The organism is Flavobacterium aquidurense (assembly GCF_002217195.1).
GTDB classification, from domain to species: Bacteria; Bacteroidota; Bacteroidia; order Flavobacteriales; family Flavobacteriaceae; genus Flavobacterium; species Flavobacterium frigidimaris.
This window is the reverse complement of record NZ_MUGR01000030.1, coordinates 1-14,586: the sequence shown is the minus strand read 5'-3', so window position 1 is coordinate 14,586 and position 14,586 is coordinate 1. Positions and strand designations below refer to the sequence as shown.

The window sequence follows — 14,586 nt, the reverse complement described above, 5'->3', positions numbered from 1 at the left end:
TTAATTTACCCGTTACGTTTTCATAACATAACGGGTATTTTTTTTAGATAAATTACTACCTTTAGTAAAAGCAAATAGCTATTTTTGGCTATTATATTCTATAAATAAATAATAACGTATGCTTCAAAATAAAGTCATTTTAGGTAGCGAAGAATGGTGCGCATTTCCAGAATTAGGAATCCCGACAATCAAAGCTCGTGTCGATTCCGGTGCTAAAACTTCAGCAATGCACGCTATAAACATAGCTCCTTTTATAAAAAATGATGCCAATTGGGTAAAATTCGATATTAATCCAATTCAGAACAATATAAAAACCATCATTCATTGTGAAGCCCCGTTGGTAGACAAAAGAATCGTAAAAAGTTCAAGCGGCTTCAGAGAACATCGTTATGTTATTCAAACGAACATTAAACTTGGCGATGTAAAATGGCCAATCGAAATGACGCTGACGAATCGCGATTCGATGGGTTTCCGTATGCTTTTAGGCCGTGAAGCCATGAGCGGACGCGTATTGGTTGATCCAGAAGAAAAATACATGTTAGGGCAGCCAACTCCTGAAGCATTAAAAGAATTATACCAAAATTCAGAAAAAGCAACTTCCGGTTTACGAATTGGACTTTTAGCCAGTAATCCTGAATTATACAGCAATAAACGAATCATGGAAGCAGGCGAAATGCGCGGTCATGAAATGCATTTTTTGAATATCAAGGAATGCTATATGAAACTCGACGCGAAAACGCCTGAAATTCATTATCGTGGCGGAAAAATACTAAATCAATTTGATGCTATTATTCCAAGAATCCGACCAAGTATTACCTTTTATGGCTGTGCACTAACACGTCAGTTTGAAGCTTTGAAGGTTTTCGTTTTAAATTCGGCTACAGCCATAACACAATCGCGAGATAAGCTATATTCCTTGCAATTACTTCTGAATAATGGAATTGACATACCAACAACCGGTTTTGCCAACTCTCCTCTGGATACTGACAATTTGATCAAAATGGTTGGAGGATCGCCTTTAATCGTAAAATTACTTGAAGGGACTCAAGGAAAAGGGGTTGTTTTGGCAGAAACCAAAAAAGCCGCAGAAAGTGTTATCAATGCTTTTAAAAGCTTAAATGCCAATATACTTGTTCAGGAATTTATTAAAGAAGCGAACGGAAAAGACATTCGTTGTTTTGTAATCGACGGAAAAGTGGTTGCAGCCATTCAGCGTGAAGCTATGCCTGGAGAATTCAGAGCAAACATTCACCTTGGCGGAACAGCATCTATTATCAAAGTAACTGCCGAAGAGAAAAAAATCGCCATAAAAGCCGCAAAAGCGATGGACCTAAAAGTAGCAGGAGTCGATATTATTCGTTCTTCAAAAGGGCCATTATTACTTGAAGTAAACTCTTCTCCGGGTCTTGAAGGAATTGAAGGCGCCACAAACAAAGATATTGCCGGAGAAATGATCAAAGCAATTGAAAAAAATTTCAAACTAATATAAATAAGTTCATTAGAACTTAATAAAATACAAGTAATTTTAACAGCTTTGTCAAAGTACACCACTTTGGCAAAGCTTTTTTTAAATTTAAATACTAAAAAGATGGCGCTATATCCGTATTTCGATATTATTTTAAGAAGTGTAGCAGTATATTTTTTTATGACAATTGCACTGCGAATCTTTGGAAAAAAAGAACTTTCGCAGTTAAACACTGCTGATATTATACTGATTTTACTAATTAGCAACTCCGTTCAAAATGCAATGGTCGGCCCCGACACAAGTCTTTCAGGAGGTTTAATTGCCGCTTTGGCTTTATTTATAATCAATTTTATCATCAAAAAACTGACACACAAATACAAAGGCCTTAACAACTTATTATTAGACAAGCCAGAAATCCTGATTCACAACGGAAAATTAGATTTTAAAGCCTTGAGCAAATTAGACATTTCCCACGAAGAATTAAAAGAAGCGGCACGTGAGCATGGTCTAGAACATTTAACCGATATAAAGCTTGCTATGTTAGAAATAGACGGTACTATAAGCATCATATCACAAGATAAAAAAGACCTCAAGCAAACCCACTACAAAAGAAAACACAATCGTAAAAATCTACAGAACTTTTAATAATCCAGCTTGCTCTTTTTAATCGTCTTATTAGTCAAACCAAACGGTTTCAATCTATGATTCAGATTCACTAAAATATAATCTTTTTCTACGGGAAATTTTTCTGCGATCAATTTGTAATGTTTCAAAAGCTTCCTGTCTTCTACCCCATCTAATGCCTGCAATACAGTATGAATAACCCTATTTGCATCATCATTTAGACCAGAGATAAAAACATCAATATAATCACTTTTATTCTCCAATTGTCCGAGCGCATAATAAGCACTAACTCTTATTTTTTCGTTCTTATTAAAGGTAAAAGGAACAATAATATTTCCATAATCAATATCCATTTCTTTTAATAAATAAGTACAAAAACTAAAAGTTTCATCATCATTAATAGTTTCAGCATTTGATTTTATAACATCCAGCCAGTCTGAACTTTTATCTTTTGCATACCAAAATACAATCTGAAAAACATCTAATAAACTTTCTTTTGCAAAGTCAACCAAATAAGGATAAGCTCTTTGATAATCAAACTTTGTAAGGATCTGAAGTATCTTTTTCTGAATTTTCCCTGAGTTTAATTTATATTCAGCCTCCAAAATATCAAGCGATTCTGAAGCTATCTTTTCTTTTTTTAAGATCCCGTTTAAGCCTTCGGTTTTAGTTTCATTATCATCAGTCGAAAAATAAACTTCGAGGACATAATTGACATTGCCTCCTAATGTATATTTAAACAAATCAGGAGCATCGATCATTACACTTTCAGGTATTATTTCGTCAAGCCATCTTTCATACCAATCTAAAAAATTAGATTCAAAGACAAAATATGGTTTTTCCCTGTCGCTATCGACGTTAACAACTCTTCCCTTAAATTCACCATTGAGAACAAGTGCATAATAATAAGTACAGCCCTGAGTACCAACAGGCAATAATCCCGAAAATACCTTACCTAATTCAAGATAAAAATCTTCATCAGAAATAGCATCATTCTCGTCGATATTTTTGTTTAAATCAGACCAAAACTGATCCGACATTTTTGGATGAATTTTACAATTTTCTTTTAAATACAATTCGTTATTCTCGTATATCAATTCGTTGGTATTTTTTCCCAGAGGATAAATACCGTAACCCGGACCGGCCGAAGAATCTGCATACGAAATTCCACCATTACCAATATGAAGCAAAAAGTTTTTATAATCTTCAGGAAGTTCCAGATTATACTCTTTTTCAAACTTTAAAATTTCGTCGTTATTTACAGTTTCACCTAAAAAATACTTATGACTGTCTGCACCAAACACTTTTAAATCCTGATCTGCATTTTTCGCAATAAGCAGCTTGCTTTTAATCCTTTCTATTTGATTTAATTCTTCCATTCCCAACCTTTATCTCTTCTTTTATTATAAAGTAAATGTAAATACATTATCACTTTAAAACAACCAATACTACCAAACAAAAAAGCCGGCTTCAATAAAGAAACCGACTTTTTTTATATGTTATAAAATGTGATTTTACTTCTCACATTTTTCAAAAATCATTTTATTAGGATATAAATACACTTAAAACGTAATATATCAAACCTGCTAAAATAGCCGAAATAGGAATCGTTAATATCCATGCCCAAATTAAGCTTACGGTAACTCCCCAACGAACGGCAGATACACGTTTTGTTAATCCAACCCCAATGATAGACCCTGTAATCGTATGCGTTGTACTTACCGGAATTTTTAAATGCTCCGTAAAATAAAGCGTTAAAGCTCCAGCAGTTTCAGCAGCAACACCTTCGAATGAAGTTACTTTTGTAATTTTAGAACCCATTGTTTTCACAATTTTCCAGCCACCACTCAAAGTTCCTGCAGCAATTGCAGAATAACACGCTAAAGGAATCCAGCTTGGCATTTTAAAAGCCCCATCCTCAGAAGGAAGAGCCACATCTAACCAGGAATCCATATGAACACCAGGATTTGTATTAATATAAACAACAACAGCTGCCGCAATAATACCCATTACTTTTTGCGAATCATTTCCTCCATGACCTAAACTAAAAGCCGCAGAAGATAATAATTGCATTTTCTTTAAAGCTGCATCTGCCTGATGTAGATTCAAACTACTAAATATCAAACAAAAACCACTCACTGTCAAGACAATAAACGCAACTAAAAACCATTTAATATTATGTGGTTCAAATGCAACACTCCAAAAAACAGAAGAAGCAAAACGAGGTTTATGCCCCCCTTTTATAATTTCCTCATAAGGAATCATTTGTGCGTAAACAAACCAAATAGTTGCAATCATTAAAGCCACTGTAAATATTTTTGGTCCAATACTCTTACGAGATGCATTTAAAAGCCAAATCGAAATTAAGTAAGAAGCCAATGCTCCCAACAATGGTGCTAAAACAATAAAGGCAATGATAATAAGAACTCCGGAAGGCATTCCGCCATCTTTTCCAGCCTTGTACCAACTTACTATATCATACCAATGATGTGTCACTCCGTCTGCATCAACATAACCTGAAAAACCATGAACTGCAATGGCATGCGCAATCGCTGCCCCGGCAAAACCACCAATTAAGGTATGTGAAGAACTAGAAGGAATCCCCAACCACCAGGTCAATAAATTCCAGCAAATTGCCGCAATTACCCCTGCCAAAATCACCACCAGGTCAATTTGCATTGTATCTGCTGTTTTAGCAACAGTATCCGCAACACCAAATCCGAAAACCCAGTAGGCCAAAAAGTTAAAAAATGCTGCCCAAAGAACCGCCTGAAAAGGCGTCAGAACCTTTGTAGCAACAACTGTTGCAATAGCATTCGCCGCATCATGAAAACCATTGATGTAATCAAAAATTAAGGCTAATACTATAATAATTATAAGTAGCGTCATAAATTATAACTTCAGAATGAAATAAATTGAATTTAAGAATGTTTTACAGAAATAGATTCCAGTATGTTTGCAACACTCTTACATTTATCTGTTGCTGATTCTAAAACAGATAACACTTCTTTATATTTAATAATATTTTTAGCGTCTGTTTCGTTTTCAAAAATTTCAAAAACTGCTTTGTTATAAACGTTATCTGACTTGTTTTCCAGTTTATTAATTCTGGCACAAGCATCTTTTATGACTTTGAAATTCTTTAAATTTCTCAATTCTTTTACTGCACTATCAATATTCTGGCAAGCTTCAAGATTGATTTCGGTCATTTTTCTGATCGATTTTGTAATCTTATCAACCTGATACAATCTCATTCTGCTCGCTGCTCCGTGCAAATAATCTGCAACGTTGTCGATAGAAGTAATCAATGTGTGAATATCCTCTCTGTCAAACGGAGTAATAAAGTTTCTACTCAATTCAAGATTGGTCTGACGTGTAATGTCTTCTCCTTTTTGCTCTAATTCGTCAATTCTCTGAAAAAGAACTTCTCTTTCTTTTAATGGAAGATTTACAGCTTCGTGTAAATTAGAAGCTAATTCAATTAAATTGCTTGAAGCCTCTTCAAAAAGTGGAAAGAATTTCTTGTCTTTCGGCACTAAAAATTGGAAAATACTGTTTATTGACATTTTTATATTTTTGATAGTGCAAAATTACTTCATTAATATTCTACAATGTTAAGCCATTGTTAACAAATCGTTTTCAATTTGGAAACTGTCAAGAAATTCAACTGTTTTTTCGATGTCATAATGCAGGATTCTATCCTCCCTGACCAGAGGAACTACCTCTCTGTAACTGCTCAAAAACATCTCGATAAAATCACTTGATTTCAGAGGTTCTCTATATGCAATTGCTTGTGAAGCATTCAATAATTCGATGGCCAGAATACGCTCTAAATTATCAAGAACACGTAATGCTTTTGTCGCTCCGTTGGCTCCCATACTTACGTGATCTTCCTGTCCGTTACTCGATACAATACTATCAACGCTTGACGGAGTTGCCAATTGCTTGTTCTGACTTGCGATACTGGCTGCTGTATATTGCGGAATCATAAATCCTGAATTCAATCCCGGATTGTCTACCAAAAATGCCGGAAGATTACGTAATCCTGAAATCAATTGATAGGTTCTTCTTTCAGAAATACTTCCTAATTCAGCCAAAGCAATTGCCATAAAATCTAAGGCCAAAGCCAAAGGCTGTCCGTGAAAATTTCCTCCGGAGATAATCTGATCTGCCTCAATAAATATATTTGGATTATCCGTAACCGAATTAATTTCGGTCTTGAAAACTTTGCGAACATAATCGATTGCATCTTTTGAAGCACCGTGAACTTGCGGCATACAACGGAAAGAATACGGATCCTGAACGTGTTTTTTCTCCTGAGCAATAATTTCACTTCCTTCCAGAAACTCATTAATTCTTTGCGCAGTAATAATTTGTCCTTTATGTGGACGTATGTAATGAATCAATTCGTTGAAAGGCTCGCTTCTTCCGTCAAAACCTTCTAGTGAAATTGTTCCGATTAAATCAGCTAAATAAGAATACTTGTAGGCTTTTATTAAAATATGAGCTCCGTAAGCACTCATAAACTGAGTTCCGTTTAATAAAGCTAAACCTTCTTTTGACTGTAAAACAAGTGGTTCCCAGTTAAAATGTTTCAAAACTTCAGCCGAAGCCATTTTTTTTCCTTCAAACAAAACTTCTCCTTCTCCTAATAATGGCAATGACAAATGTGCCAAAGGTGCTAAATCTCCCGAAGCTCCCAAAGAACCCTGGGTATAGATGACAGGTAAAACATCATTATTATAAAAATCAACCAGACGATTTACGGTTTGCAGCTGAATTCCTGAATGTCCGTAACTCAAAGATTGAATTTTAAGCAGCAACATCAGCTTTACAATTTCAGCAGGAACTTCTTCCCCTGTTCCGCACGCATGGGACTTTACCAGATTCTCCTGAAGTTTGGATAAATTTTCATTAGAGATTTTCACATTACATAAAGATCCAAAACCTGTATTGATACCATAAATAGGTTCTGAATGCGAAGCCATTTTTTTATCTAAATAATCACGGCATTTCTGAACATTTACTTTTGCTTCCTCAGACAATTCAAGTGTTTTTTGATTCACTATGATCTCTTGTAAAGCTTCTAAACTTAGGATTTCAGTACTTATATAATGGATTTCTCTCATGTTGTTTGTATTTTAAGACATCAAAATTCAGCAAATCAATATTAAAAAGCAACATTTGTTCATAATAATTAAAATTTGCGCCATTTCAATTCCTCTCTTTTATTTATTTCATAATCCTTATCACACAAAAAATCAGTTCTTTATTTTAAGGATAAATACATTATTATTACAATGAAATGAATTCAAAAAAACATTCCCTAGTTACTATATAGAATAAAATCGCTATTTTTTGAATTGATTTTAAGCAAAAACGGCCTTGTTTATTTTTAAAGAAGAGCCGAAAAAAGCACTAAATATATGAATAAGCCAACTTTAGCGTTCTAATTTTAACAATTACTCAATATTAAAATTCTTATATTTGAAATATTAAAATATTCGCAAAAAGGGAATTAGGTTTTTTAACTTTTATAAAAAACTGTACTTTTGGAAAACGAAAAATGAAAAGAAGCAGCGCAAAATATCAATCTACAATGACAACTCAAACTAGAGTTGCAATTGCTGCTACAACAATTTCTACTACAACAACTACCCCTTAGGGGTATACATTTTACATATAATCCTTGGTTATCTATACTTTTTTCCTGAAAGAAGAAAGACGATGGGTACATAAAAATATTTGCATAAAAGAAAAAAAACATCAAAATGAAAGTATTAAAATTTGGCGGAACTTCGGTTGCCAATGCTCAAAATATAAAACTCGTTCTCGACATTATAAACCAAAATTCTCAACAGGATCAATTAGTTGTTGTTGTTTCTGCATTAAGCAAAGTAACCGATTTATTGCAATTGGCAGCAGCAAAAGCAGCGTCAAACGACGAAAGTTTTAGAGATATTGTTGCCGAAATCGAGAAAAAACACCTTGAAACATTAAAAGATCTTATTCCGGTAAGCGAACAAAGCAGCTTATTAAGTCATGTAAAAAGAATCATCAATCATTTAGAAACTTTATTGGATGGTTGTTTTTTATTAGGCGAACTGTCTCCAAGAACTTCTGATACTATTTTAAGCTTTGGAGAATTGCTTTCGTCATATATCATCGCACAGGCGTATCAGCAAATCGATAAAAATGTAGTGTATAAAGACAGTCGTGAATTAATCAAAACGAATAATAACTTTGGCAAAGCGGTTGTAAACTTCGAAGTTTCGAACCAATTGATTCAGGAATATTTTGGAGGAAATCAATCTCAAATCAATATTTTACCCGGATTTATTGCTCAGACTTCAGACGGAATCACTACTACTTTAGGCCGTGGAGGTTCTGATTATACTGCAGCCATTATTGCCGGAGCACTTAATGCATCACAATTAGAAATCTGGACTGACGTAAACGGAATGTTTACTGCCAACCCAAAAATTGTAAAACAAGCACAACCAATAGCAAATATCTCTTATCAGGAAGCGATGGAATTATCGCATTTTGGTGCCAAAGTGCTGTATCCGCCAACGATTCAGCCTGTTTTGAGAAAAAACATCCCAATTTTAATCAAAAATACTTTTGAGCCGGAAGCTGTAGGAACTCTAATTTCAAGTCAGGTTTCATCAAAAGATACTGTTGTAAAAGGAATCAGCCATATCGATCATATTTCGTTGGTAACTCTTGAAGGCCCGGGAATGATTGGCGTTTCAGGTTCATCAAAACGTTTGTTCGAAGTATTGTCTCAGGAAAAAATCAACGTGATTTTTATCACTCAGGCTTCTTCAGAACATTCAATTTGTATCGGAATTTTAAACGCTGACGCTGAAAATGCCGAAGCTGCGATTAACAAAGCTTTTGAAGTTGAAATTCTTCAAAACAAAATCGATCCAGCCATTGTAGAAAAAGATCTTTGTATTATTGCTTTGGTGGGCGAAAACATGAAAAACCACCAGGGTTTAAGCGGAAGAATGTTTAGTACTTTAGGTAAAAACAACGTAAACATTCGTGCCATTGCGCAAGGTGCTTCTGAACGTAATATTTCGACTGTAATCAACGAAAGAGACGTTAAAAAAGCATTAAATACTTTGCACGAAAACTTCTTTGAAGAAAACACCAAACAGCTGAATTTATTTGTAATGGGAGTTGGAAATGTAGGGGAGAAATTCATCGAGCAAATTCACAATCAAAGAAAGTTTTTAAAAGAAAATTTAAAGATTAATGTTCGCGTAATTGCTTTATCGAACTCCAGAAAAATGCTTTTTGATGAGGACGGAATTTCTCTAAAAGACTGGAAATCGGCATTAGATAAAGGCGAACACGCTATTCCGACAGAATTTATAGCACGTGCCAGAGAACTGAATTTACGTAATAGTATTTTTGTGGATATTACAGCAAATGCAAGCGTTTCTGAAACTTACGAAAAATTCTTAAAAGAAAGTATTGCCGTTGTAACCTGTAATAAAATTGCCTGTTCATCTGCTTACGATAATTATAAAAAACTAAAAAGTTTATCCCGTCAATACAACGCTCCGTTTTTGTTTGAAACGAATGTGGGTGCAGGATTACCAATTATTGATACAGTAAAAAACTTAATTGCATCTGGCGATAAAGTGCATAAAATTCAGGCGGTTTTATCCGGAAGTCTGAACTTTATTTTCAACAATTTTGACAAGAACAATTCTTTTCACGATGTGGTGAAAGAAGCCGGAGTTCAGGGTTTCACAGAACCGGATCCAAAAATAGACTTGAGCGGAATCGATGTTGCGCGTAAAATCTTAATCTTAATTCGCGAAAGCGGTTACGAAATGGATATTGACGCCATCGCCAACGAATCGTTCCTGCCTGCCGAATGTTTAGCAACAACAAACAACGAAGATTTTTTTGCGTCTTTAATCAAACATGCTCCACATTTCGAAAAAATCTATGAAGAAGCATTGGCCAAAGATTCAAGATTGAAATACGTTGCACAATTCGAAAACGGAAAAGCAAGCGTAGGATTACAATTCATCGCTAAAGATCATCCATTCTATAATTTAGAAGGAAAAGACAATATCGTATTGTTCTACACAGATCGTTACGTAGATCAGCCTTTATTGATCAAAGGCGCGGGAGCCGGAGCTGCGGTAACAGCATCAGGAATTTTTGCAGATGTTATTAGAATAGGAAATAACTAAAGAAGATACAAAGGCTCAAAGATGCAAAGGGACAAAGCTAAAAACCTATGAACCTATGAGCCTTTGAACCTAAAATAAAAATAATGATTGGCAAAACCTTTGAACCTCTGAGCCTTTGCCCCTCTGAACCTTTAAAAAAATGGAAATAAAATTATTCTGTCCCGCTACAATTGCAAATCTCTCCTGCGGATTTGACGTACTTGGACTTTGCTTAGACAATGCGGGCGATGAAATGATTGTTCGAAAAGTAGATCAAAAAGGAATTCGTATCACAAAAATTGTGGGTGCCGATTTGCCTATGGAAACCGAAAAAAATGTTTCGGGAGTTGCAGCTATCGCCATGTTAGAAGCTTATGAAAGCCATTTTAATCCGATTGATTTTGGATTTGAAATTGAAATCTACAAACACATCAAAGCCGGAAGCGGCATTGGAAGCAGTGCTGCAAGTTCTGCCGGAGCGGTTTTTGGGATTAATGAATTATTAGGAAAACCGTATTCCCGTAAAGATTTGGTGCAATTTGCCATGCAAGGCGAGAAATTAGCCAGCGGAAACGCCCATGCTGACAACGTTGCTCCTGCCCTTTTGGGAGGTTTTACTTTGGTAAGAAGTTACGCCCCGCTTGATATTATCAGAATCGATAGTCCGGAAGAATTGTTTGCAACTGTAGTTCATCCTCAAATTGAGTTGAAAACATCTGATGCGCGTTCGGTATTAAAACAAACCGTTTCCCTGAAAAGTGCGATCATGCAATGGGGAAATGTGGGCGGATTAATTGCCGGTTTATACACTAAAGATTATGATTTGATTGGAAGATCGCTTCATGACGAAATCGTTGAACCTTTAAGAAGCGTTTTAATCCCGGGATTTGATCTGATCAAACAAACGGCTCTTGAAAACGGCGCTTTAGGTTCCGGAATTTCAGGTTCTGGTCCGTCGATTTTTGCCTTAAGCAGAGGAAAAAACACCGCCGACCAAATCGCCAAAGCGATGAGCGATGTTTACGAAGCCATGAATTTGCCGTATGAAATTCACGTTTCGAAAATTAATCCAGATGGTGTTCGCATTTTGTAAAATGTGAAATGTATTAAGTAAGAAGAATTAAGATAACGTTTGTCATTCCGAGGAACGAGGAATCGCACTAGTTTGTCGACAAAGTATAAAACAAAGCGTAGCCATACAGTTGTCATTTCGACGTAAGGAGAAATTTTCGCTAGAAGCTCGACAAAGATTGGACTCACGTTACGGAGTTACTTGCGAAGATTTCTCCTTACGTCGAAATGACAAAAAAACGTTTAATAAAAAATATCACCACAAAGCTTTGCGAACTCTGCGTTTTCAAAAGAAACCATTTCCTTGCGCTCTTTGCGGTTAAATAAAAAACAACCATTAGAATTTAAAAATTGGAATTTGATTACAGAAAAGTCTATTCTCTATACTCTATTCTCTATTTTCTAAAATCTAAAATCTAAAATTTAGAAATGAAATACTACAGTTTAAACCATAATGCACCGGAAGTTTCTTTTAAAGAAGCTGTAATACAAGGATTAGCGAGTGATAAAGGATTATATTTTCCTCAAACTATTACGCCATTAAATCCTGCATTTTTTAATGTAATCGAAAATTTGAGCCATAACGATATTGCTTTTGATGTGATCCAGCAATTTGTTGGAGATGAAATTCCCGAAGCTAATCTAAGAGAAATCATAGCCGATACTCTGGTTTTTGATTTTCCGGTTGTAGAAGTCGAAAAAGGCATTTATTCCTTAGAATTATTTCACGGGCCAACAATGGCTTTTAAAGACGTTGGAGCGCGATTTATGTCACGTTGTCTGGCGTATTTTAATAAAGACAAAAAAGACAGTAAAAATACCGTTTTGGTAGCTACTTCCGGAGATACGGGCGGAGCTGTTGCAAGCGGATTTCTTGGCGTTGACGGTGTTGATGTTGTCATTTTATATCCGTCAGGAAAAGTGAGCGACATTCAGGAAAAACAATTGACTACTTTAGGTCAAAACATTAAAGCACTTGAGGTTGATGGCGTTTTTGATGATTGCCAGGATATGGTAAAAAAAGCGTTTTTAGACGAAACTTTAGCGCATAAAAACCTGACTTCGGCAAATTCTATCAATATTGCACGTTGGTTGCCTCAAATGTTTTATTTCTTCTTTGCTTATAAAGCCTTGAAAAGCCAAAACAAACCGTTGATTTTTTCTTGCCCAAGCGGAAACTTCGGAAATATCTGCGCCGGAATTATGGCGAAGAAATTAGGTTTACCAATCGAACATTTTGTAGCGTCTACCAACGTAAACGATACCGTACCAAGATTCTTAGTAAGCGGAAAATACGACCCGAAACCTTCTAAAGCGACAATCTCTAACGCTATGGACGTTGGAAACCCAAGTAACTTTATTAGAATTCAGGAATTATACAACAACGATTTAAAAGCTTTCGAAAAAGACTTTTCATCTTATAGTTATACTGATGAAGAAACGCTGGAAGCTCTAAAAAACATTTATAAAGTTGATGGTTACATCGCAGAACCACACGGCGCTGTTGGTTATTTAGGTTTGAAAAAAGAATTACAAAAACACGAAAATGCGATTGGTGTTTTCTTAGAAACTGCACATCCTATTAAGTTTCTGGATGTTGTTGAACCTGCTTTAGGGATTACGCTTCCGATTCCAGAACAAATTGAAAGTGTTTTGAATGAGGATAAAGTTAGTGTGAAGATTAAAACTTATGAGGAATTGAAGGCATTTTTGGGATAGTTTTTTATTTTTAAAATTTTAAGCTACAGATTTTATTAATTCCTAATTATTACTATTTATATTTTTTTATTTCTAACTATATTTAGTTTTTTATCAGGGTTACTTCATTAAGCTCGGTAACTGAATTAATCTTACAAAAGATTCCGCAACATATAAAAACATTGTATCATATGAAAGAAATTGATTTTAAAATACTTCAAGGATTAATAAAAGAAGAATTTGATGTTTTAAACTTAAAATATATTATCGTTTTTATTCTGATAAATATAATTGTAGCTATTATAAATTGGTTTATACAACGAAATATTAAAAATATAGAAAGTAAAATTTACAAAAAAAAGGTTAGAGAAGATAGAAGAATAACAGTAATCGAAGAAATATACAGCGAATTAGTTAGTTTTACATATATTCTTGATAAGGAAGAGATGATCAATTCAATTAATAGAATATCATCTTTAGAGAAAAAAGTCTCCCAAAATAGATTATATATTGAGTCAAAAATGAATGTTAAAATAACAAAGTATTTAGACTATTTAAAAAGTTTATTGTCAGATTTTAGGCATAAAAATTTTGACCTAGAAAAAAAACTTTTAGATTCAATTGAAAAAGAATTTAATAAATGATAATACTACAAGCACCCAAGTATCTTACAAAGAATTTTGTACCTGCATTCCTCCGAAAAGTTGAACATACATTTAATTGGAAAAACAGAGCTGTTACAAATGTACGAATAGACCTTTCTCAAGTCATAGAAATTGATATCTTAGGATTATTAATCATATATAAGTACCTTGATTATACTTTTACTCATCATTGCTTCAGAAGACCAAATTTATTCATTGATGATTATATTAATGAAAGCTGGGCGAAATATGAATTTTATACATTAATTCAAGCTTTTATCTCGGATAAAAAAATTCCAGATAGAGCTTTTAAAGAATTCAAAATTAAACTTGACGACAAATTTATTATCGCCCCCCAAGCTTTATTAAGAAATTCAAATTATACAAATGAATATTTACAAAATGAGTTTATTCCAAAAATTAGTGAATATTATAATAATAAACAAAAAGTAACTGACCTAATTTTTAGTTGTTTTTCAGAAATTTTACTAAATTTCTGGGAACATGCTGTACAAGATACTCAAAGTGTTATTCTAGCGGATGGAAATAAATCTAAAATAGAAATTGCATGCGCTGATACAGGAATTGGAATTATTTCCAATCTTAAAAAAGTTTTCTTCAATTCAGTTGATACAGCTAGTCTACTTGGAAAATCAGTACAAAAAGGAGTAACCTCTAAACCAAACACTTATCACATGGGATTTGGCTTATGGATAGTAAATGAGTTAGTAAAATTAAATAATGGAAAACTTCATCTATACTCGGAAGGTTTTTATTACTATAATGATTATGGAAAAATAAAAACTGGCCCTTGCTCATACTGGCCAGGAACAATAATTTATATAAGTTTAGATTTAACTAATCCAAAATCTCTTTCAGATTTATT

At 34.2% G+C, this 14,586-nt stretch carries 11 protein-coding genes; 7 read left to right on the top strand and 4 right to left on the bottom strand.

The window, feature by feature from the left end; all coding sequences use genetic code 11:
- Positions 1 to 118 precede the first annotated feature (118 nt).
- Positions 119 to 1,489, top strand: coding sequence for a 30S ribosomal protein S6--L-glutamate ligase (gene rimK, locus B0A67_RS15910; protein WP_072964692.1), 1,371 nt, complete (start codon positions 119 to 121; stop codon positions 1,487 to 1,489).
- A gap of 99 nt (positions 1,490 to 1,588) precedes the next feature.
- Positions 1,589 to 2,110 (top strand): DUF421 domain-containing protein, encoded by a 522-nt coding sequence (locus B0A67_RS15905; RefSeq protein ID WP_089069553.1) that lies wholly within the window; start codon positions 1,589 to 1,591, stop codon positions 2,108 to 2,110.
- Here the strand turns inward: B0A67_RS15905 and B0A67_RS15900 are convergent.
- The 4 genes from B0A67_RS15900 to hutH all read right to left on the bottom strand — a co-directional run bounded on the left by B0A67_RS15900 (position 2,107) and on the right by hutH (position 7,218).
- Complete coding sequence (locus B0A67_RS15900; RefSeq protein WP_072964694.1) at positions 2,107 to 3,468, bottom strand: SMI1/KNR4 family protein; 1,362 nt, start codon at positions 3,466 to 3,468, stop codon at positions 2,107 to 2,109. The two genes, B0A67_RS15905 and B0A67_RS15900, sit on opposite strands and share 4 nt — an antisense overlap.
- Positions 3,469 to 3,634: 166 nt before the next feature.
- On the bottom strand, positions 3,635 to 4,978 hold the full coding sequence (locus tag B0A67_RS15895) for an inorganic phosphate transporter (RefSeq protein WP_072964695.1): 1,344 nt from the start codon (positions 4,976 to 4,978) through the stop codon (positions 3,635 to 3,637).
- A 32-nt stretch (positions 4,979 to 5,010) separates the two neighbouring features.
- Positions 5,011 to 5,655 carry a DUF47 domain-containing protein gene (locus B0A67_RS15890; RefSeq protein ID WP_055098081.1) on the bottom strand — a complete coding sequence of 215 codons (645 nt, stop codon included), beginning with the start codon at positions 5,653 to 5,655 and terminating at the stop codon, positions 5,011 to 5,013.
- Between the two features lie 48 nt (positions 5,656 to 5,703).
- Positions 5,704 to 7,218: a histidine ammonia-lyase gene (gene hutH / locus B0A67_RS15885; RefSeq protein WP_072964696.1), complete on the bottom strand. Its 1,515-nt coding sequence runs from the start codon at positions 7,216 to 7,218 to the stop codon at positions 5,704 to 5,706.
- A gap of 642 nt (positions 7,219 to 7,860) precedes the next feature.
- Here hutH and thrA point away from each other — a divergent pair.
- From thrA to B0A67_RS15860, 5 genes are all read left to right on the top strand, one after another.
- Complete coding sequence (gene thrA / locus B0A67_RS15880; RefSeq protein ID WP_072964697.1) at positions 7,861 to 10,308, top strand: bifunctional aspartate kinase/homoserine dehydrogenase I; 2,448 nt, start codon at positions 7,861 to 7,863, stop codon at positions 10,306 to 10,308.
- Between the two features lie 139 nt (positions 10,309 to 10,447).
- Complete coding sequence (locus tag B0A67_RS15875) at positions 10,448 to 11,380, top strand: homoserine kinase (protein ID WP_072964698.1); 933 nt, start codon at positions 10,448 to 10,450, stop codon at positions 11,378 to 11,380.
- Between the two features lie 407 nt (positions 11,381 to 11,787).
- Positions 11,788 to 13,077 (top strand): threonine synthase, encoded by a 1,290-nt coding sequence (thrC, locus tag B0A67_RS15870; protein ID WP_072964699.1) that lies wholly within the window; start codon positions 11,788 to 11,790, stop codon positions 13,075 to 13,077.
- Positions 13,078 to 13,247: 170 nt separating this feature from the next.
- Positions 13,248 to 13,700, top strand: a complete 453-nt coding sequence (locus B0A67_RS15865) for a hypothetical protein (protein WP_072964700.1) — start codon at positions 13,248 to 13,250, stop codon at positions 13,698 to 13,700.
- The coding region (locus B0A67_RS15860) for an ATP-binding protein (RefSeq protein WP_089069551.1) at positions 13,697 to 14,586 on the top strand (890 nt) is incomplete at its 3' end. The genes B0A67_RS15865 and B0A67_RS15860, both read left to right, overlap by 4 nt.